Raw genomic sequence first — 21,090 nt, forward strand, 5'->3', positions numbered from 1 at the left:
ACGAAACGGTATTGAAGTGGTGCTGGTGATCAATAAGCCGAACGAACAGCAAGAGACACTGGATTATATCCGTACTTATCCATTTATCAATTGGATAGTAATGATTAATACACAAGACCACCCGCAACACAATCCGGCAAAAGCATTTAACACCGGTATCCGGCAGGCAACGAAACAATACGTTCTGACTATGGGCCCGGTATTGGAATTTTGCACGGACGTAATCTATGAGTTACGCGAAAAGCTGGATTCTTATCCGGAACATTATGCTGCCGGTCAAACCCGGTATATGGATAAGTTGATCCCCTATGGAAGCGTCATGGCTAAAAAAGAATATTTTGAAAGAGTAGGCGGATATGATGAACATTATGCCGAATGGAGAGACGCCGATGACAATTTGCGCAAACGTTTGGAGTTAGCTGGCATCCATCAACTGTTTTTCCCGGAAACTATATCGATTCAGAAAGAAGGTTTCTATCAGGAAACAGTCATACAGAATGAATTATTATCGGAGATACTTTTGCCTGTAGAGATAAATGTGAATAAATCTGATTGGGGAACCAATTATACGGTAGAATATGACTGGAAAGAACATCCATACGCTAAACAGCAATGTCGGGATTATCTTTCGACCTTAAGGCAATTTGATATATTATCAGATGATATATTTGAAAAATCGTACCCTTTGATTGCATTAATCCCTACTTACAACGAATCCGAACGCATAACAGACTGTTTGCGTAGCGTAGAGAAATATTGTGACGGTATCATCTTGCTGGACGATGAAAGTACGGACGATACCTACCGGATAGCCCAATCGGATAAACTATTAATCAAAGCGAAAAAAGTGCGTACCGAATTTAATGACAAACAAAACCGCAATATCCTGTTGGACATAGCCTCGTTCTTTAAAGCGGAATGGTTCATTTTCATAGATGCAGACGAACGGTTTGATGACCGGTTTGTGGATTTAAGGGAAGTGATGAAAAGAGACGATGTAGATACGGTAGGGGTTTGGATTGCAAATTTGTGGGATAGCGTAGAGACGTATCGGACGGATATGGAAGATACAAATCCGTATTCAAAGAATGGCTTATGGTTTCGATGGAGGATGTTCAGGGATAAGGGACGGATGCAAATTAATGCAAAACGACACTTACATTTTAAATCAGTTCCATATTCTGGTAATATGCATTTTAGCAAAACATTACTTCTGCATTTGGGATATCTTGATCTAACAGATAGAAACAGGAAGTATGAGTTTTATATAAAAGAAGATAAGCAAGAGCTGTTTTTTTATTATGATATTCTCTTGAAATCTATAAAAACCAGAAGAATTAATGATATTGAATTAAATTTCCTTGTCATTGGAAATGTATTTGATATCAGGTCTATATAATCTTAGTTTTTCAAATATTATGAAGAAGTCAATTTATGTTTCACCATTTATCCCTTCTGGTGACATTTGGACACTAGGGAAAAATAAAATTAGCACGTAAGGTATTTATTGATTTTTTGCATCAATAAGTACCGACTATACTAAAAGCTCATGTGGCTTTATTGGCAAAAAGTAGTTATTTGTTCTAATCGTATAACTCTAAATAATTCTAATAGATGAAACTAAAGAAGTTAAAATTGAATGAAGTGGCAAGAGCTGAGTTGAATGAACGAAGTATGTGCCGTATTCTAGGAGGAGGAACTCCCGGTTGTTGTCAGTGTAGTTGTGCGTACGAAGGCCAAGGTGGTTCTACCACAAGTGCGAATAGTGGTGCTAATAATGCCGGTGGATATACATCGGACGGCTCTAATCCTTGCTGTGGAAATCCACCACATTGGTCTTGCGGAACTAACGGCTTCTGCTCTTGATAAACTGTGTACATAGGTATCTTGTAAGGAAAACTTGTGTGATTTGAAATTAACAAACCACTGCACTACTATAGAAGTTATTCTAGTAGTGCAGTATAAACCTATATAATCTGCCAGTATGAATAAAATCCATAAAGCCATCTGTCACTCCGGCTTCGTTATTGCCCTTATAGCAGCAAGCATTTGTTGTACGAAACCTATGCAAGAGAGTTCCCCCAATCGGGTATCTTTTATTATTGGTCCTAAAAGCTTAGTAATGGAATTACCGGTACATTTTAATGACAGTGTAACTGCAAATTTAATTTTTGATACAGGAGGAACTATATTTGAGTTGGATTCTTCTTTTTGTATAGCGCATCCCGCCATTATGCATTCATCGCCAGATGCAATATTACCAACAGGAACGGCATGGTCTAAAGGTAGTAGTGCACTAGCTTCGGCATATTATTCTGCTGCAATGACTATTCGCGTGGGAGAGACAAATCTTTTATTTAATAGAATGAATGTTTGGGATTGGAAAGGAACTATGTGCGATTGTTCTGATGGATTGTTTCATATTCCACAAAATGATACAACACATATATGGGAACTGAATTTTGAACATAATTATATAGAGATTCATTCTGACTCAAACTTCGTTATGCCGGAAAACTGCCAGACATTTCCTTTGACACGAGATCCACTTTCTCGGGTTTACGTTGACCTACCCCTGCAAGTGACCTTCTCAGATGGAGATACTTTGACGCTTAACCGTAGATTTCTGATAGACACCGGTATGCATTGGGATGTGGTTCTGATTTCGGGAGTTCCGGAATTTGATTTTTTCAACAGCCGCCAAGATGCAGTCTGGGTACAAGAGCCCTATTATTTCCGGCGCTTTATTGTGAACGCTACCCTATCCAATCAGGTACAATTGGATTCATTGAGAATTCATACAGCCGACTTTCCTACTTCAATGCCTGGTCAATATTTGATAGGACTGAACTTTCTCAAAAGATTTAATGTCTATTTTGATTTGAAAAACAAGCAACTAGGCTTATTGCCAATCAAGAGCTTTCAGCGTATTTTCAATCCATTGTCCAAACGTTTTCACATGTCTTCCAACATGAATAAACAAGGAAAGTTTATTATTGATAAAATAGCTGATTATGATGAGAATTATTGTAAGAAAGCGGGATTAAAGGAGGGGGATGAAATTATTGCTGTTAATGGGAAAGATATTAAAACATGTACTACTGAAGAAAAGAAGGAATTACTACTGCAAGATACGCTTATGTATGATATCAATCGCCAAGGAAAGCGATTGAAAATAAAAGTGATTGTGGATAGGAGCGAGAATTTTGAACTCTGATATATAAAGATAATTAAAAAGAAATAACATGAATGATAAAGTAAGCCGATACAACATTGAAATTGAATATCCTGAGGGGACTATACTTTATAATACACTGTCTGATACTCTTTTGCCAATAGAAGCAAAAGAGTATGCTGTAATTGAAACTTTGATGGAGCATTTACCGACGTTTCAGGAAAAATACCCGGACTTATATGCTGCATTCCAACAGTCTGGTTTCATTCTGCAATCTGATTTTGATGAACTGGCCTATCTCAAACTCCAGAATAGGCGAAGTGTGTATATGAATAGAAATTATCATCTTACGATAAATCCAACCTTAGATTGTAATCTGAAATGTTGGTATTGTTCGGTTGATTATGCCGGAACAAAACACGACAAAAACAGGATGAGTGATGAAGTGGTAGATCATTTATTAAAGCACATTCATTGGTTAGTAACTAAACATAAATCGAATTCAATACTGTTGGATTGGTTTGGAGGTGAACCATTGATGTATTTTAATGAAATAATAAAGAGTGTGTCAGATTTTGCATTGCCACTTGCACAGCAATATCAAGTTGACTTTAAGCAACAAATCACAACTAATGCCACTTTATTGGATGAAAATAAAATTAAATATATGAAGGAGGCAAAATTTAATTTCATTCAAATATCTATTGATGGAAATGAACAGCGTCAAAATCTTATTAAGTGCTATGCCAATAAACGTGGTACATATAGAGATGTTATGAATAATATAAATTTGCTAACAGAATTGATTCCTGATATAGCAATTTGTTTACGTATAAATTATGATAGACAGACACTGAAGGACATAAAAGATATTATAAATGATTTTACAGAAAATAGTAGAAAATGTATTATGATTGATTTTCAGAAAGTGTGGCAGGTTTCATGCACAAATGAAACGCATAAATTATTGAAAGAAACAAGAGACTTATTTACAAAGTCCGGATTCAGATCTCGCATTTGGACCTATACCCCTTTTCGTTACAAATGTTGCTATGCGGACAGTATTAATCATTATGTAATCAATTATAATGGTGAAATATTTAAATGTACAGCTCGTGACTATAATGAAAAATTAATGATAGGGAACTTACAAAATGATGGATTGATAAGTTGGAATGATGGGATAATCAGTAAAATGTTTGCTAAGGCAACATTCGAAAATGAATGTTGTGAGAAATGTCGAATATTACCCCTTTGCATGGGACCTTGTATTCAAAAAAACTACGAGGCACTTATTAATAATAATCAACCCACCTGTATATATGACAATCCTGAATACTATTTGTCTTCTTATGTCTTAGAAAATGCAAAAAATAGAAATTTAATATAATGGATAACAAGTACTTAACAGCAGATGATGTCAAATTTCAGTTAGCCAATCTGCGGCAATTAACGTTTGAGGTGACAGATGCTTGTAACTTATGCTGCAAATATTGCAACTATGGTGAGTTATATAATGACTATGATAAGCGTAAGAATTTAAAAATAAGTTTACCTGCTTCTCTAAAATTGATAGATTATTTAACTTCTTACTGGAATTCTGATTATAATGTTTCTGCTAAGCGATATACATATATAAGTTTTTATGGAGGAGAACCGTTATTGAATATGACATTTGTTAAATCGATAGTAGATTATATAGAGAAGCTTCCTTGCTCAAATCGTAGTTTTGTTTTCTCGATGACTTCTAATGCATTACTTCTTAATCAGTATATGGATTATCTGGTAGATCATGGTTTTAATTTACTTATTAGTTTAGATGGAGATGAACACGCAACTTCTTATCGGGTAAATAAGACAGGTAAGGTTGTATATTCAGACATTATTAGGAATATAGAAATATTGCGTAAAAAATATCCAGAATATTTCGAACACAAAGTGAATTTTAATGCAGTCTTACATAATCGGAATTCAGTCAGTAGTATTTACGAATTTTTTAAGACACATTATAATAAAACACCAAGTATTGGCGAGTTGAATAATATGGGTGTAAGCCCAGATAAAATAAAATTATTTCAGGATACGTATCGCAATTCAGAGGAGAGCTTACATCAAGCTGAAAATTATGAAGAAATAGAACAAGAGATGTTCTTGAAATCAGCGACCTATCAAACAGTGACGCATTTCATTCACCAATACAGTGGATATGTGTTTAGAAATTATTCAGACTTATTATATGGCAGAACAAACAAGAAAATTCCTACAGGTACCTGTCTTCCATTTAGTAAAAGAATGTTCGTTACTGTAAACGGTAAAATTTTACCGTGTGAGCGTATCGGACAGCATTTTGCATTGGGTAAAGTTTCGGATGACAGTGGCGTTGAGCTTGATTTTGAAATGATAGCTGATAGATATAATGCTTATTATGCCAAATTAGCACCTCTATGTAAGAAGTGCCATAAAGCAGCATCTTGTATACAATGTCTTTTTAACCTTAAAGGGCTAGAGGATTCCCCCGTTTGCTATGGATATATGGATAAGCATTCATTTGAAATGTATAAATCAAATCAAATAGCATTTTTACGTAAGCACCCGACAGATTATTATAGAATAATGGAAGAGGTCATAACTGAATAAAAACAAAATGCAACATGTTTGATAAAGAAAAAAAATATTGGTTAGTTATTGCTCCTTATGTATACTGTTGTATCAAGAACAAACAAGCTTTGTTATATAATACTAAAAATGGGAAGTTTTTAGAGATTGAAAATAAAGCCATAATAGCTTTATTGCAGCAACTGCATAAAAAACAAAATCTTGGTACAGTTTATTGTAAAGGTAATAGGTTGGTAAAACCTGAGTACAAAGATTTCTTATGTTCTTTTTTGGCGAAAGAAATGGGGTATATTCAGGATATAATGGATTTTCCCGAAAGGCCTATACAAATGATGCCTATTCTAAATATTCAATGTGACGTTGATAAATTACAAAAAACAGAAGAGAGAGATGTGGGAGAAATGGTTCTACTTTATTTGTCAGAATTGAATATTTACCTATATAATGTTTGTCATCATCATTGTGGTAACTGTAATAAGATTGCTAAACAAAAATTATGTTGCTATTTAAAAGAAAACGAACTATGTCAGGCTATTGACGTTACAGCATTAAAGCATATTTTTTCCCAAATTAAATACGCTCCAATAGGAAAGTTGAATTTATTTGGAGGTAATATATTTCAGTATCCACACTATGAAGCTTTACTACCTTTATTGACTCAATTCAAAGGAAAAATTCATATCTGGAGCCATTATTTGGACTTTGTGAATAATGTGAATTTGAATCCGAACTTTATTTACAATATTATTGTACCTTTTCCTTTGGAAAAAGAGCAACTGTTATTATCCTCATCACTGTTAAATAGTTTACAAATGAAAATTCATTTTTATGTTACTCAATATGATGAGTGTACAAAAGCCGAAGAGATAATAGATAAATATAAAATAGATGATTTCTCAATACATCCAGTATATATAGATACAAATTCGGACTTCTTTAAAGAATATGTCTATATGAGTAAGGATGATATTTTGCAGTTTAATACCTCGTTCAATCAAATTTTTATACACCAAAATATGAATTCACATTTCTTTGGTTCGTTAACAATATCCGTGAATGGAGATGTAAGCGCAAATCTGAATAGTCCTGTTTTAGGAAATATCTATAAAGATGCTTTAGTTGATATAGTGAACAGAGAAATGATAGAAAATACAGCTTGGAGGAAAATTAGAGATAGTCAGCCTTGCTCAGACTGTTTGTTTCAATATCTTTGCCCTTCCCCTTCTAATTATGAGGTTGTTATTGGAAAGTCAAACTTATGCCATGTGAAGTAGCGATCTGTATAGCCACATATATCTTTATAAAATCAAAAAGTGATACATAAAAGCACTTTCAAAATTTGGAAATATTTAATAATAACTTTAAGAAAAATGATTATTCATAAGTAAGACAAAAAATCAAAACCCCAGCCCTTCACGAAACACTTTCTTCAGCGGCATGAAAAAACGTTCGATCAAACGAAGATCGTCTGTTACGATTTCTGCGGTAGCGGTCATTTCGTGTGAGACAGGAAGCGTTTTACCATAGTTGGTAGTAAGTCCTTTTGGGAAAGCAATTTCAATGGTATAATTGTTATCCGTAGGAACTAAAGAAATACTATTAACGGTTCCGTTCACAACTCCGAATTCCTGATCCGGATAGTTTGAAAAACGCACAATCACTCGTTGTCCGACTTTTACCTTACCCGAACGTGCTATGGGTAATAAGGCTTTTCCCATTAATAAATCGGAAGTGGCAGGCACTACTGTAAAAGCAGGGTCTCCCAATGGAATATACTGATTTTCATTCCAATATTTTGTAAATGTAACCTTGCCATCAATTGGGGAGGTAAGGCAATAAGGAAGACTCAAAGGGAGGGGTAAATAAAAACAGAATTTACTTGTTTAAGACATTTTAATTCATTAGTTTTGGAAAAATTATCGATATAAAACAAGTGACTTTATTTTGAAACAAGGGAAAAATACAGTGGAGATAGCCAGCGATTTATGCAAAGGCCAATATACCGTACGAAATCAGATAAAATCGTTGTTTTCTAAATTAAAGGTTCACTCTATGCAAGAAGCTATCAAATTTGTTTGTTATCTCGAATGTCACATACAAAGAGAGAATAAAACCTAACCCATAAATTATTGTCCCCTAATGGCAGTCTTTACTTATAAAAGTAGTTTAAATGAAAAATAAAATAGGCCTATTTAGGCTATTTTTAATTCCATGAAATGTGTTAATATTGTAAATATTTACATATCAAATAATTATTCACAAGACAAAAATACTTTTGAGTTAGTCAAACAGTATTAAAATATTGCTTATTATTACCATTCAATGATTGGTGATATTTTTATAATTGAGTGTTTAATTAAAAATAGGAGGATTTTATTATGAAAAAGGTGAGTACTTTGAAGCTTTCTGTGTTAAGTCTCAATGATTTGGAAAAGAGAGAAATGAACAAACTTTTAGGAGGGGGGAATTGTTGTATCTGCACATGTGGTGTTATTTTAAGCACCTTGGATACTGGTAATGCAGGAAATCAGTCAGGAGTTGTACATCCTGCAGGAGGTTATGGAAGTGGTTCTTTTGGTTAAAATACGTGATATAACTAAGGTTTATAAACAATAAGTCTTAGTTATATTTTTTTAAATTTAAGATAGTAATTGTATGGTAATTTCGTTCTTAAATTCCGATATGGTTGTTTTTTAATGTATCAACTATTACTGTATTAACTAGTTGGAAATGTTGTTAAATACGCAATATGGCATAGTAAGAACAAATATATTTTTATTGTATTTGTTTTTATCTGTATTCGCCTCATGTAACAAAGGAGCTGTGACAGGAAAAACTTCTCTTGGGGATGATTGGGATGCTGTAGCATCAGTTACAATAGAAAATAATGACACTATAATTGTTTGTGATTTAAGTAAAGTTACCAAACAAAAAATACTACCGATATCGCTCTTTGTTGATAGTATTTCATATATTATATTAGAAAATGGTGATGATGCTCTAATTAGTAAACGTCTATCAAATGTTTATACAACGAGTAACTATATAGGAGTTACGGCTGGTAGTTATTCCCCTTTTAAATTATTTAGAAAAAATGGAGCATTTATTTGTAATATAGGAACAATAGGACAAGGTGTAGGGGAATATGTTGCTATTGACGCTGCGTACATGGATGAAGAAAATGACAGGATATATATACTTCCCTATTCTTCAGATAAAATATTGGTATATAATTTTAATGCAAAATATCTTTTTGATATTAAGCTAATAGAAAGGACTGTGTATGGTAGTTCTATTCGGGTTGATACAAAAAAAGAATCTGTTTTAGTTACAAATTCAATAGTAGGTACTCCGAATTATTTTGTTTGGATTCAGGATTTTAATGGGAATCTTAAACAAGGTATAAAATCCGCCGATTATTTCAAAAATCTTTCAGAGTCGTATGATGAGTCTACGTTGACAAGATTTCGAACGGACAATGTGGAATTATTCCGCTTTGGATACAGGAATACCAATGAGTATTTGTATCATTATGATATAGTATCAAATAGGCTTATTCCCCAATTTAAAGTTATTAATGCTGATGAGAATTTGTCAATTATGATTCATGAATTACCATTTTATTATGTGATAGAAGAAGCTTGCTCTGTAGCTCCTAATCAGGATGAACTTGAAACTCGGAAGATTATTGTGGATAAAAAAACATTAAAAGGTTGTATAGTTGATGGATTTCAACTTTTAGATGATTTAGTTTATAATGATTATTGTTTATTTACTCAAATGCATGGAGCTGAATTTGCTATACTAGATATGAGTAGTATAATTGAAAATCGGATAAAAAAAATAGATAAAAAGACAACTAATATATTATTTTTGGAAAAAGAGATATCTGATCAAAAAAAAGATCAAGAGGATGAATGTTCTGTAGTATTTATAGGAAAATTTAAATGGTAGAGAAATGTTTATACGGACAAAAAATAGTAATCGATATTGGTTTTCAGAAAAAGAAAAACAATTTTTATATTACCCTGATATTCTAGAAAGAGGTAGTTATAAAAATAAGAAGGATAATTTTATGAAGTCAAATAATTTGGCAGAAGAAATTTTCCCAGATTTTATACTGAATTATGATTCTAATCGTCTTAAGGTAAATTTGGCAAATTTACGTATGTTGATGATAAATTGCTTTCTGCAACACTAGATAAAAAAAGTGTCAGATCCTTTTTAGGCATTGATGTTGTTGATAAAATTGTTTTATTTGTTGGCCGTTTTGATGAAAACAAAAATCCAAAAATTCTTTTAAAAGCCTTTGATAGAGTAGTAAATACCATTAAACATGTACATTTGATATTGGTTGGAAAAGGAGATTATGATTCTTTATTTCCATCTATAACTTCTTACGGTAAAATTTCATTTACTGGTTTTTTAGATTTAGACTCATTGCATAGAATATACTCATGTGCTGATGTTGGAGTTATTCCTTCTTATTATGAAGAGTTTGGTTATGTCGCTGTTGAGATGACGATGTATGGAATACCTATTATTGCTAATCGTACCAGTGGCTTAGCAGAGATTATAGAGGATGGAATATCTGGTGATTTATTAGATTTATATGATAATAAAAATGAAGACGTTTCCATTGAGCTTTTAGCAAATGCCATTATTCATTTGCTTTCAGATGATATACAGAGGGAAAAGTATTCTGTAAATGCTCATAAACAATATTTTCAGAATTACAGGATACAAACTTTTAAAAACACAATGTTAGAAATATATAATAAATTATTATAAAAACCTAAATTTGAATACTTTGGATTTCAATAAGTTTAAAAAATCACTTTGGTAGTATGCCAAATAATTGAATGGAATACAAAGTGTGAGTTAATAAAAGACAGTACCAAACCATAAAATTCCATTTTTTTACAATCCAATCACAACCCCAGCCCTTCCCTAAACACCTTCTTCAGCGGCATGAAGAAACGTTCGATCAAACGAAGATCATCTGTTACGATTTCTGCGGTAGCGGTCATTTCGTGTGAGACAGGAAGGGTTTTACCATAGTTGGTAGTAAGTCCTTTTGGAAAAGCAACTTCAATGGTATAATTGTTATCCGCAGGAACTAAAGAAATACTATTAACGGTTCCGTTCACGACTCCGAATTCCTGATCCGGATAGTTTGAAAAACGCACAATCACTCGTTGTCCGACTTTCACCTTACCCGAACGTGCTATAGGTAATAAAGCTTTTCCCATTAATAAATCGGAGGTGGCAGGTACTACTGTAAAAACAGGGTCTCCTAATGGAATATACTGATTTTCATTCCAATATTTTGTAAACGTAACCTTGCCGTCTATTGGGGAGGTTAGGCAATAAGTCAGTTCCCACGTATGAATTGCATTTGCCAACTCGCCGGCTGTTGTCTGTAAATCCTGTTGCAATTGGGTCTTTTTTTCCATTTCCTGTAATTGAAGATCTAACACCGTTGTTTCGAGTGATGCTATCTGGATGGCCGCATTTTCACATGAAGCGGCTACATCTTCTACCATTTGGCGGCTTTGTAACAAAGCAGACCGGGCTGTCTCTTGTTCGTAAGGAGAAATTACCTTCCGTGAAAATAATAGCGAATCTCTTTCATATTGTTGATGTGCAATATCATACCGAGACTCTACAACCAGAAGTTGCCTTTTAAGATTCTGTGCATATTGCTTATATTTATCAATTTGATTATGCGTAGCAGCTATCTTTTGCGGATAGTAATTCAGTTCTGTATAATTCCTGTATTCCTGCAGGCTTCTGAGGAAAGATACATAAGTAGTCTGTACATCTCCTAAAGCCATATCACGATCTTTCGGAAAATAAGCAGATAAACTGTCGGGATTATCAGGATACTGTTTCAGGTTCTCTTTTAAAAAGAGAATATCTGCTGTCGATGCCGGATTTTCAATCACGGCAAGTACTGTTCCTTCTGTTACACTAACTCCGTCGACCACCATTAATTGATTAATCTTTCCGCTAGAACGTGAAACTACTTGCACTGCCGGATACCGCCCGGTTAATGTCATTTCGGATGTGATTACATCAGGATAGCGGAAAAAATAACTGCCGATAAGTATTGCCATCGTGACAATAAACAACAAAGTAATTCCCCAACGAACAATCCATGCGGGGATACTGCCCATGACTTCCTGAACCTCTTCGCTACGAAGATCAACCTGCTTTACACTGTTTTTTTTAGTATTCTCTTCCATTAGTTCCCCATCTCCAATTGATTTTTGACCAAGGTATAATAAATTCCCTTTCGGGCAGTCAATTCTTCATGTTTGCCTTCTTCTGCAATCCGCCCGTTATCAAGAACAACAATATTGTCCGCATCCCGTACGGTGCTAAGTCTGTGCGCTACTACCACAACTGTTCTTCCTTCATAAAATTTATGGAGTTGTTCCATTATCTCCCGTTCATTATTTGCATCGAGCGCGTTCGTTGCTTCATCAAGGAAGATAAATTCGGGGTTCTTATATACAGCACGTGCTATAAGTATCCGCTGCCGCTGCCCCTGGCTTATACCATTCCCTTCCGAACCAATCCTGGTATTGTATCCCAAAGGGAGGGAATCAATAAAGCCTTTTATATTTGCTACTGTTACGGCATGCTGTAATTTATCTTTATCAATTGTGTCTGTCCCGATTGCAATATTACGTGCAATTGTGTCGGAAAAGATAAAACCATCCTGCATCACACTTCCGCTTTTTTGCCGCCAGACATGAGGATTTATTTGATTGAGAGGGATATTTCCTACGCGTATATTTCCTTTGTTCGGCTCATAAAACCCGAGTAAGAGCTTAATCAGAGTCGTTTTTCCGCTTCCACTGGAACCGACAATAGCCGTCACTTTCTTCTCCGGTATGGTGAGATTTACATTATCCAGCACATAATCTCTGTCAGCCCCATCATAACTGAATTTAAGATTCTCTATAGTCAACGTTCTCGTCTCAGGCAATGTAGTCACCTTCATGCCGGCATTCTCATCCTCATCTTCTTTCTGATGTATCTCCCCTAGCCGCTCCAAACTGATTTTAGCATCCTGGAAAGCACGTGCAAAACCAATAAACTGGTCTATAGGAGAAGAAAGCTGTCCGACAATATAAGTAAGAGACATCATCATACCAAGTGTCATATTCCCGGAAACGACTTCACGTGCTGCAAGGAAAGAGATCAGAATATTAGTTGTCTGACTAAAAAATGCGGTTCCTACCTGCTGATACTGCTCCACTGCCAGGCCTTTGATACTAATCTTAAATAATTTCACCTGTATACGCTCCCATTGCCAACGTTTTTCAGTCTCACAGTTATTAAGTTTAATCTCCTGCATTCCGGTGATAAGCTGAAAAAGATTACTTTGCTCCCCGGCAGCCTGTGCAAAACGCTTGATGTCAAGTTCACGACGATACCGCATGAAAGCCAGTACCCAGACAATATACAATCCGTTTCCTACTAAAAACAGCCCCAGAATAGAAAGGCTGTAATAAGCCAGCACAAAAGAAAAAACAATAAAGTTGACAAAAGAGAAAAGCGTACTGATAGATGAACCGGTCATAAAAGTCTCGATTCGTTTATGATCGCCAATACGCTGCATAATATCCCCAATCATCTTGGTATCAAAAAAACGGATAGGAAGACGCATTAATTTAGCCAGAAAATCAGAGATTAATGCAATATTTACACGTGTATTGACATGCAATAGAATCCAGCTTCTTATAAAATCGACAGATAATCGGGCAAGAAAAATGACAAGCTGAGCAATTAATATTAAAGTAATAAAGTTGAGGTTAGAATCCCGTATACCGGTATCGACTAAAGACTGTGTCAGGAAAGGCATGATAAGTTGAAATATACTGGCCGCAATCATACCTAGTATCAACTGCGTTAATTCATGCTTATAAGGTGAAATGTAACGGAAAAAGAAAGATAATTTATGTTTGCCTGCCTCTTTTTCATTTTCTGTTTCATAGAAGGATGGCCCCGGCTCCAAAAGTAAAGCGGTTCCGGTATCTTCATCTCCCGTTTTAGAACTGAGCCAACAACGGGAAAATTCGGATTCGGTATAAGTTACCAATGTGTTTGCCGGATCTGCAATATAGAATTTATCATTTTTTACTTTGTAAAGAACAACAAAATGATGCTGGTTCCAATGAAGGATACATGGAAGGGATACCTCTTTTTTTAATTGTTCCAAAGTAATCTTCACACCACTTGTCCTAAAGCCTATAGATTCGGCGGCATCGCTGATTCCAAGCATAGATACTCCTTCGCGGGTAATAAAAGATTTTTCCCGTAAAGATTGAAGGGAATAGGTACGGCCATAATATTTTGCCACCATGCGAAGACAGGTAGGTCCGCAATCCATAGCATCTAATTGGAGGTAGTGTGGAAATGTTTTTTTTATCATAATTGCATGATTATAGTAAACTCTTTTTATTTTAAACGGCATAAATTTGCTTTGCCGATCGCTATTTCATAGTTTGAAGGTGATGGACATAAATATTTATAAATACAGGTATTGCATGGCTCTACTTTATCACGGGTTTTACGCCAAAATGTGCCGGTTTTTAATTCTTGATATACAGATTTAAGTATTGTTTCATGACAAGTTCCTATTGGTTCTGAATTTACGTTTGAACAAACATCTCCATTTATCCTTCCGGTTACATACTTTTCAGTATTCAAAGAAGAAAAAAAGCCATTGCTTTTCAGAAACTCATATTTCTTTATATAGTAAAGGATATCCTCACGGGATAGGTCTGGATATAGCGAAAGAAGGCACATTTCATTATTTTCTGAACATTCCGATTCATCCAGAGATCTGATTGTTTCTATAACAGGATGAATATTCACTAAATATAAATTCTTTATATCGTAATAATATGAAAAATTATTTTTTGTCTTGAAATACACTGTAGAATTCATAGATCACTTTTTTAAATGTACAACAATCACAATCGGATTATCCTCCGAAAAATCTCTCCCTGCAAACCGGGAGAACCGAGGGTCTGTCTTTGCCTTTTCCTTTAGCCACTCCTCTTGTTCGTATGGCCAGAAAAAGTCGATCATCTTTTCTCCGACAAGTCCGCATCGCATAAAGAAGTTCGGATATCCTGTCAAATCATCTTTAATTTTTACGGTCGATTTTATTTTTTTCTTCTTTTTGTCATAACAAATTAAAATGGCAGGAGATGCTGGCACTTTTCTCAATGGACGAAAAGCGATTATCTCTCCGGCTGTTATAAATACATAATTATTACTTTCATATACATTCGACACCGAATATTTATGGTCCATAAGTTTTGCCAAAGGAGTATTATCCAGCTGGCCACCCTGGTAATCTTTAAAAGCTATATCAAACAATTCTTCAAATTTATACAAGGCATCGTCCGGAAGCTTCAATTCGTCGAACTTGATAATCCATCTCGGACTAAACTCCGCTCCGGAAACTTGGAAAACAGTATCTCTGAAATAGTTATAAAACAAAACATCCTCCTTGTAATTAGTCATAAAACGATCATAAGGTCCATCCCATGAAAGAAAGTGAGAAACTCTGTTTTTATGCCATGGCATCACAAAATGTTTAGATACGAACTCCAAATTCTTGTTCATCACAAAAACCGTATCCGGGAAATTGTATAATAGTAACTTGTCTTTTGATGAATTGAAAGCTACAATATTAGCCAGATTCTTATTCGTTATTACGAACTCCGATTTGTTCACAGAAAATAAAGAACGTTCCTTACCTGTGAAAAAACTTAAACTATCGTACTCGATAATCTTTTGTCCCAACGTGTAAAAATTATCTCCACTGTACGTAATTTGACTTATTATGTCCGCCGGCTCTTCTCCCGGGCCTTGCCCCAAATTCCCCACTTTAAATAAGAATTTACCTGACCAGTCAAAACAATAGTTCAGATAAGCGATATAACGAGGGCTAAAAGAATAAAAAGGATAATTTCGTAACAGGCATTCATCTTTGGTTTCCAGTGGGATATAACTGACACTATCTGCCAACTCCGACAATAAGATTTCTTTTTGCGGGTTCAATAACGCTTTGGTTATCTCAATAGTAACAGGCATGTCTTCAGGCTCCACGCTTTCGGCAGAGCTTGTACTTTTGTCTTGACAAGAGATTAGCGCTAATATAAAGTATAAGAAGATTGCATTTTTCATATTATTTCGTTTTTAACAACAAACATTCAATGTGAAAAATCAGTATCTTACATCAAATTCTTCTCGTTTGTAAAAAATCAATAAAGACCCCAATCTTTATCCAAATGAGAAGCTCAGTAATTACCACCATAAATTCGTCCCATTTCACGATCTTTGAGATTGGATTTGCTGAGTGCATTCAGCTTTAAACTTTCGAGTTTTTCATTTTTCGCGTTTTTAAAATTGTTTTCAAGTCTTTTGGGTTAATTCGGCATTTTGTAGAAAGGAGACTTTTTACCTTTAATACAAAATGTATATAATTGGTTGATGTTTTGTTTCATGCTTTCGTTCGTGTATCGTTGTGAATACAGCATCCTACTCTGTTTCGCATATTTATCCAGTGATGGCAACTGTATGAAGTTGTATAAAAAAGCAACCAGTTCTTCTATTGGAAAACTGACGCAGTCATTTTTCTCTTGTAAATGCACTTTATATCCATTTAAACCGTCTATTATCATTTCATCCAACCCCGACGAATCTGTGCCTATTATGGGTAAACTGTGCATCATCATCTCTATTGCAACGTAGCTGCATTGTTCATGCATAGAAGGTAACACTCCAATATCACTCATCTCATAAAACTCTGCAACTTGTTCAGGTAACAATCCGCCGCAAAAAGTAATCCGTTTCCAAATAGGATAACACAGCGGTAGGTATTCTTTGAATGAACCATCGCCAATTATGTACAAATGAACGCTTTGTGTACTTGCAACAATCTCTTTAAATGCCTCTATTAAATATTGTAGTCCCTTTATATGATCTAGCCGCCCAACAAACAGGATCATTTTTTCATTTCCAGGAATACCATATTTCTCCCGTAATTGCATTTTGTCCATTCCCGTGTGATAATCGGTAAGACCATTATTAATTAACCATAATTTACAGGTTGGTATCTCGTAATAATCAATTAGAATCTGTTTGGCAAAATGTGATAAACAAATTATTTCATCGGCTAATTTAAATAACTGTTGTTCAAATTGTCCGGAGTATATAACTTCTTTCTCGAAGTCAGACAAGTCATTCACATTTTTGGATATAATACTTGAAAGCCGGGTTATATTGCTCTGCAAGGCGAAACACCAGGTAAAATAATGAATTGTCAGAATTATTTTACTTTCCATCCATTTACCTTTTAAGCATTCTGCCAAAAAATAATCTTGCGTGTAGTTTAAATGGAATATATGGGAATCGGCAGATGAAACATACTGTTCTAATTCTGATACCACATATTGGCAATATCTCTTCCTGTTTTCTTTTTGTTCCAAATCCAACTCTTTTCCTGCATAGTCAAGCAGTAATGGTATATCAATATATCGGACTCCATTATTTGTAGTCATTGTTGTTGCCTCCACATACGATCTTAAAGTCACCACTGTTATATTAAAGTCGCTAACAGCACATGCAGAAATCACACTCTGTATATACGTGCCAATTCCATAAACAGAAGCCCGTCCTTTTTCATCAAAGAGATATAATTGATTCATACCAACACGCTTTTATTTACTGATTATGATTATCCAACCAATGCCATGTGTTTATTTCATTTTGTAAATCAGGACTGTTCATCCGGCAAATTCTGATCAACTCTTTTTTTGCTTTTAAGTTTTGTTCCTGATTTGCAAAACAAGAGTTTTCTTTGCGGGGATGCCATAGATGATATACCTTCCCTCATGTATTGTTTACGGTTTGCCAAAAAGACGCCTCCAACAGTCAGCATACCGAACATGGTAGATAAAACGGGGTGCTTATTCTCCAACAGTCTTATATCCGGATTTTCCCGATATTTACTACTTAGTTCTTCAGGGATGCTATAGCAACATCCATCAAACGGATATGATAATACATTACCATACTTACGTATCGCTTCTGCCGCCACATACAATTGATCCAGAGGTACGACTATATCAATATCCCAAATCGCAACAATTGGAGTTCCAGCTCTTTTTATCATCTCATTCCGATAATGCGTATGATGAAAAATCCGGTTATTGTCTTTGCAAAAAATATACTCTACATGATTATAATGTGTGATGTTGACTAATTGAGTTTCACCCGCCTCTAGGAGGATAAAGCGTGCATTTGTCCGGGATGTATAGAATTCGATCATTGTATATAAATTTTCCAATCTTTGAGTGCTGTCAATTCTGACAGGAATTAAGATGGTGAGATCATCCAGGTTTTTATTTGCAGAGATGCAAGATGCGTTTTCTTTGTAATACATGTTTTCAATCATACGATTCTGTAGCAACTCAGCCTGAGTATTACATATATATTGGATACCGGCACCAATACCTGCTAAACCTGTAGAAAAATTTGGATATTGCTTTGTGTCATAATCGGAAATAACAGATTCTATTATTCCAATAGCCTTATCCTGATTATCACCGGTAGACAATAATTGAATAGCATACGTTATTTGCGGGCAAATATTTAAAGGTTGTTCCATAACCATAGATATTATGAATCTAAAACTAACAACACGCACATAAACGCTTCTTGGCAAATATACGTTATTTTAATATAAATATAAGTCTAAATTCGAGAAATTATCCTTGATTTTTAAATATATAATTTGTTAACCAAATTAATATTTTTAATTATCTTTACAAAAAAAACAGATCATTTTTTTTGATACATGGTTATGAAATAGTTTTAGTAAACGAATCCTTCAATATTTCATAGTTATAATTTTATCGGATCATAGTTATAACTTTAGAAAATCATAGTTATGACTTCTTCTTTTGCATGAAGCTTTTGCGAAAAGCTGATATTTAGAATTGAATACCTTAAGCCATTAGAAAATTATGAATTGTAAAATTAGCATAAACATGTCTGTCGTTGTTCCGGTATATAATGTTGAAGAATATCTGCCGGCATGTATTGAATCTCTCCTGGATCAGGATATTTCCGTTGAAATCATTCTGATTAATGATGGTTCAACTGATGGTTCGGGAATGATAGCCGACCAATATGCCAATCAAGACAAACGGATTAAAGTGATTCATCAGGAAAATGGAGGAGCCTCGGCTGCACGCAATGCGGGTTTGGAAATTGCACAAGGAGAATACATCGCTTTTATTGATAGTGATGATTGGGTAAAGCAAAATTCGTTAGGTGAATTATACAGAGAAGCCACTAAACATCAAGCCGATATGGTAATGGGCAATATGCTGTTTTATTATCAAGACGGTAGCTTAAGTAACCCCAGTAATCCTGCCCCTAAAGACATTTGTAATATTCTACTTTCCGGCAAAGATGGATTTGTAAAACTAGCAAAGGCCAACGTTTATTCATCCATGGCATGTAATTATATATATTGCAAGAAGTTTTTAGATAAAATACAGGCCAGGTTTGAGGAGGGTATTATGTGTGAAGATGAGTTGTGGAGTCCTGTCGTTTTTTATCAAGCTGAGAAGTTCCTGATTACTGATATTAATTTCTATTATTACCGTCAAAGGGAAGGATCTGTCATGCATGCATCGAGTCGCCGACAACGTATGAAAGCCTTGTTCCGGGTCGGCAATCGTTTAACAGAATTTGCCGGACACCTTGATTTTATGGGAGAAGACGGAGAGTTTAAAAATTGGTTATATGTTAATATATTTTGGATTTATTCTAAAGCATTCATGTTTCTTTCCCGGATAAAAGATACTTCATACGTAGTACCTCAGTATCACTTAGATCGTTTTTGGCGGGATTGTTGGGAAATGATGCCCGAACCGCAAAAAAGATGTAAATATTATTATGATCTTGCGATAGCAGACTTACAAAGATATACGAATTGGTGTACTTCCGAAGGGGTGGCATCTGTCGCTTATCAAATTAAATCAGGAAAGAAACTGATGTTGATATACAATGCTGTACGCGGTGAAAATTTACATATAAAAAATGAAGTTATTCCGGCAAACTGGCTTATCACCACCGACCGACGCTATTTTCAACAAGCCGATGTTGTCGTGTTCTATCTTCCGGATTTAGCACAAGAGGTTGAAGGTGATTTAGACAAACCGGAAGATCAAATCTGGGTAGCCTGGCATTTGGAGGAGACAGAAAAGAACTATCCATGGGTTAATGATCCGGAATTTAAGGAGCTTTTCGACCTGCAAGTCTATTATCCTGAGGATGAAAAACAAGAAGAACATCCTGTGATTCAATTATGCCGTGCAATAAATAATAAACTAGATAAAAACTATGAATCTTAAATTCTGGCACCCACACAGAGGACCCGGCAACTTTGGTGACGAATTGAATGTTTCTCTTTTCAATCGTCTGTTTGGCTCTGTATTTGAAATGGAGAAATACAAAGATGTTGACTTCTACGGAATAGGAACCATCATCAGACCTGATGTTGGGCAACAAAATAAGTGTGCAATTTTTGGGTCGGGTGTTTGGGAAGTGGCACCGCGTTACGACAAGCAAAATTGGAATGTATTCTTTCTGCGAGGACCTGTTTCATCTAACATTCTGGGATATGGTGGAGAAAAGTTTATTACGGATGCAGCCTATTCGCTTTTATTGTTGGATGACATGATACCCAGGCTTCCTAAAAAACATCCGGTTTCCGTGATGCCGCACATGTTGCAAATGCAACTGGTTGATTGGAAGTATATTTCTGAACAAACAGGTGTAAACATAATTGACCCGTATGCACCAGTAGATTTTATAATGGAAGAAATAGCCACATCGGAGAAAATCATATCGGCAGCCATGCACGGAGCTATTGTTGCAGATATTTGCAGGGTACCTTGGGCTCGTTTGAAAATGGAACTTCTTACATTAGATGAAACATTTTTTATCAATGAACTGAAATGGAGAGACTGGTTGTATTCTATGGGACTATCGGAAAAAAGTGTTGCAGTTTGGAATACGCATACACAATCCAATCATGGAGAGTATGGTTATATTCAAGACATAGCAAACACTCTACAACGAGAAATAAAAAACGGGCATACATTCCAGTTATCTTCGGATATTATACTGGGAAATAAAATTAATTGTATTGCCAATGAAGCCGACAGGTTCTTAAATTACTACAAATAAACAAT

The 21,090-nt window shown here is 35.0% G+C and carries 19 protein-coding genes and 1 pseudogene; 12 read left to right on the forward strand and 8 right to left on the reverse strand.

Annotated features, from left to right (window positions below):
• The 6 genes from C4S38_RS14325 to C4S38_RS14350 all read left to right on the forward strand — a co-directional run.
• A partial coding sequence (locus tag C4S38_RS14325; RefSeq protein WP_103984262.1) for a glycosyltransferase family 2 protein occupies positions 1–1,399 on the forward strand: 1,399 nt, incomplete at its 5' end.
• A gap of 215 nt (positions 1,400–1,614) precedes the next feature.
• Complete coding sequence (locus tag C4S38_RS14330) at positions 1,615–1,866, forward strand: TIGR04149 family rSAM-modified RiPP (protein ID WP_103984263.1); 252 nt, start codon at positions 1,615–1,617, stop codon at positions 1,864–1,866.
• Between the two features lie 118 nt (positions 1,867–1,984).
• Entirely contained in the window at positions 1,985–3,217 is a 1,233-nt protein-coding gene (locus C4S38_RS16140; RefSeq protein ID WP_234999415.1) for a PDZ domain-containing protein, read from the forward strand.
• A gap of 28 nt (positions 3,218–3,245) precedes the next feature.
• Positions 3,246–4,565, forward strand: a complete 1,320-nt coding sequence (locus C4S38_RS14340) for a radical SAM/SPASM domain-containing protein (protein WP_103984264.1) — start codon at positions 3,246–3,248, stop codon at positions 4,563–4,565.
• Positions 4,565–5,812, forward strand: coding sequence for a radical SAM peptide maturase (locus C4S38_RS14345; protein ID WP_103984265.1), 1,248 nt, complete (start codon positions 4,565–4,567; stop codon positions 5,810–5,812). Before C4S38_RS14340 ends, C4S38_RS14345 begins: the two co-directional genes overlap by 1 nt.
• Before the next feature lie 14 nt (positions 5,813–5,826).
• Positions 5,827–7,065 (forward strand): TIGR04150 pseudo-rSAM protein, encoded by a 1,239-nt coding sequence (locus tag C4S38_RS14350; protein WP_103984266.1) that lies wholly within the window; start codon positions 5,827–5,829, stop codon positions 7,063–7,065.
• A 123-nt stretch (positions 7,066–7,188) separates the two neighbouring features.
• On the opposite strand, the gene C4S38_RS14355 is transcribed toward C4S38_RS14350, so the two are convergent.
• Positions 7,189–7,641 carry an HlyD family efflux transporter periplasmic adaptor subunit gene (locus C4S38_RS14355; RefSeq protein ID WP_103984267.1) on the reverse strand — a complete coding sequence of 151 codons (453 nt, stop codon included), beginning with the start codon at positions 7,639–7,641 and terminating at the stop codon, positions 7,189–7,191.
• Positions 7,642–7,735: 94 nt separating this feature from the next.
• Here C4S38_RS14355 and C4S38_RS16335 point away from each other — a divergent pair, with 94 nt between their 5' ends.
• The 4 genes from C4S38_RS16335 (at position 7,736) to C4S38_RS14380 (ending at position 10,582) form a co-directional block, all read left to right on the forward strand.
• On the forward strand, positions 7,736–7,909 hold the full coding sequence (locus C4S38_RS16335) for a helix-turn-helix transcriptional regulator (RefSeq protein ID WP_160034749.1): 174 nt from the start codon (positions 7,736–7,738) through the stop codon (positions 7,907–7,909).
• A gap of 260 nt (positions 7,910–8,169) precedes the next feature.
• Entirely contained in the window at positions 8,170–8,373 is a 204-nt protein-coding gene (locus C4S38_RS14365) for a TIGR04149 family rSAM-modified RiPP (RefSeq protein WP_103984269.1), read from the forward strand.
• A 148-nt stretch (positions 8,374–8,521) separates the two neighbouring features.
• On the forward strand, positions 8,522–9,745 hold the full coding sequence (locus tag C4S38_RS14370) for a 6-bladed beta-propeller (RefSeq protein WP_103984270.1): 1,224 nt from the start codon (positions 8,522–8,524) through the stop codon (positions 9,743–9,745).
• A 228-nt stretch (positions 9,746–9,973) separates the two neighbouring features.
• The gene (locus C4S38_RS14380) at positions 9,974–10,582 is read left to right on the forward strand and encodes a glycosyltransferase family 4 protein (RefSeq protein WP_103984272.1); all 609 of its coding nucleotides are present in this window, start codon (positions 9,974–9,976) and stop codon (positions 10,580–10,582) included.
• A 140-nt stretch (positions 10,583–10,722) separates the two neighbouring features.
• Here C4S38_RS14380 and C4S38_RS14385 read toward each other — a convergent pair whose 3' ends face one another.
• The 7 genes and pseudogenes from C4S38_RS14385 to C4S38_RS14415 all read right to left on the reverse strand — a co-directional run bounded on the left by C4S38_RS14385 (position 10,723) and on the right by C4S38_RS14415 (position 18,491).
• A complete protein-coding gene (locus C4S38_RS14385; protein WP_103984273.1) occupies positions 10,723–12,039 on the reverse strand; it encodes an HlyD family secretion protein in 1,317 nt (438 codons plus the stop codon).
• Entirely contained in the window at positions 12,039–14,237 is a 2,199-nt protein-coding gene (locus tag C4S38_RS14390) for a peptidase domain-containing ABC transporter (protein ID WP_200817981.1), read from the reverse strand. The genes C4S38_RS14385 and C4S38_RS14390 overlap by 1 nt, the downstream gene beginning before the upstream one ends.
• Before the next feature lie 26 nt (positions 14,238–14,263).
• Positions 14,264–14,755: a hypothetical protein gene (locus C4S38_RS14395; RefSeq protein WP_103984274.1), complete on the reverse strand. Its 492-nt coding sequence runs from the start codon at positions 14,753–14,755 to the stop codon at positions 14,264–14,266.
• 3 nt (positions 14,756–14,758) lie between these two features.
• Positions 14,759–16,006: a 6-bladed beta-propeller gene (locus C4S38_RS14400; protein WP_103984275.1), complete on the reverse strand. Its 1,248-nt coding sequence runs from the start codon at positions 16,004–16,006 to the stop codon at positions 14,759–14,761.
• Between the two features lie 113 nt (positions 16,007–16,119).
• Positions 16,120–16,194: pseudogene (locus C4S38_RS14405) on the reverse strand (TIGR04149 family rSAM-modified RiPP); the annotation flags it as partial.
• A gap of 54 nt (positions 16,195–16,248) precedes the next feature.
• The gene (locus C4S38_RS14410) at positions 16,249–17,529 is read right to left on the reverse strand and encodes a TIGR04157 family glycosyltransferase (RefSeq protein WP_103984276.1); all 1,281 of its coding nucleotides are present in this window, start codon (positions 17,527–17,529) and stop codon (positions 16,249–16,251) included.
• Between the two features lie 68 nt (positions 17,530–17,597).
• Positions 17,598–18,491, reverse strand: coding sequence for a hypothetical protein (locus tag C4S38_RS14415; protein WP_146059494.1), 894 nt, complete (start codon positions 18,489–18,491; stop codon positions 17,598–17,600).
• Between the two features lie 358 nt (positions 18,492–18,849).
• Between C4S38_RS14415 and C4S38_RS14420 the strand changes: the two genes are divergently transcribed.
• The gene (locus tag C4S38_RS14420; RefSeq protein WP_103984278.1) at positions 18,850–20,247 is read left to right on the forward strand and encodes a glycosyltransferase; all 1,398 of its coding nucleotides are present in this window, start codon (positions 18,850–18,852) and stop codon (positions 20,245–20,247) included.
• The gene (locus C4S38_RS14425) at positions 20,237–21,085 is read left to right on the forward strand and encodes a glycosyltransferase family protein (RefSeq protein WP_103984279.1); all 849 of its coding nucleotides are present in this window, start codon (positions 20,237–20,239) and stop codon (positions 21,083–21,085) included. Before C4S38_RS14420 ends, C4S38_RS14425 begins: the two co-directional genes overlap by 11 nt.
• Positions 21,086–21,090 lie beyond the last annotated feature (5 nt).

It is taken from the genome of Parabacteroides chinchillae (genome assembly GCF_900108035.1).
In the GTDB taxonomy this organism is placed as follows: Bacteria; Bacteroidota; Bacteroidia; order Bacteroidales; family Tannerellaceae; genus Parabacteroides; species Parabacteroides chinchillae.

Excerpts from the sequence above, each read along its gene's own strand:
- C4S38_RS14340 (WP_103984264.1), top strand. The coding sequence starts at position 3,246 with ATGAATGATAAAGTAAGCCGATACAACATTGAAATTGAATATCCTGAG.
- C4S38_RS14410 (WP_103984276.1), bottom strand. The coding sequence starts at position 17,529 with ATGAATCAATTATATCTCTTTGATGAAAAAGGACGGGCTTCTGTTTAT.
- C4S38_RS14370 (WP_103984270.1), top strand. The coding sequence starts at position 8,522 with ATGTTGTTAAATACGCAATATGGCATAGTAAGAACAAATATATTTTTA.
- C4S38_RS16140 (WP_234999415.1), top strand. The coding sequence starts at position 1,985 with ATGAATAAAATCCATAAAGCCATCTGTCACTCCGGCTTCGTTATTGCC.
- C4S38_RS14330 (WP_103984263.1), top strand. The coding sequence starts at position 1,615 with ATGAAACTAAAGAAGTTAAAATTGAATGAAGTGGCAAGAGCTGAGTTG.
- C4S38_RS14400 (WP_103984275.1), bottom strand. The coding sequence starts at position 16,006 with ATGAAAAATGCAATCTTCTTATACTTTATATTAGCGCTAATCTCTTGT.
- C4S38_RS14345 (WP_103984265.1), top strand. The coding sequence starts at position 4,565 with ATGGATAACAAGTACTTAACAGCAGATGATGTCAAATTTCAGTTAGCC.
- C4S38_RS14390 (WP_200817981.1), bottom strand. The coding sequence starts at position 14,237 with ATGATAAAAAAAACATTTCCACACTACCTCCAATTAGATGCTATGGAT.
- C4S38_RS14350 (WP_103984266.1), top strand. The coding sequence starts at position 5,827 with ATGTTTGATAAAGAAAAAAAATATTGGTTAGTTATTGCTCCTTATGTA.
- C4S38_RS14425 (WP_103984279.1), top strand. The coding sequence starts at position 20,237 with ATGAATCTTAAATTCTGGCACCCACACAGAGGACCCGGCAACTTTGGT.
- C4S38_RS14365 (WP_103984269.1), top strand. The coding sequence starts at position 8,170 with ATGAAAAAGGTGAGTACTTTGAAGCTTTCTGTGTTAAGTCTCAATGAT.
- C4S38_RS14420 (WP_103984278.1), top strand. The coding sequence starts at position 18,850 with ATGAATTGTAAAATTAGCATAAACATGTCTGTCGTTGTTCCGGTATAT.
- C4S38_RS14415 (WP_146059494.1), bottom strand. The coding sequence starts at position 18,491 with ATGGAACAACCTTTAAATATTTGCCCGCAAATAACGTATGCTATTCAA.
- C4S38_RS14395 (WP_103984274.1), bottom strand. The coding sequence starts at position 14,755 with ATGAATTCTACAGTGTATTTCAAGACAAAAAATAATTTTTCATATTAT.
- C4S38_RS14385 (WP_103984273.1), bottom strand. The coding sequence starts at position 12,039 with ATGGAAGAGAATACTAAAAAAAACAGTGTAAAGCAGGTTGATCTTCGT.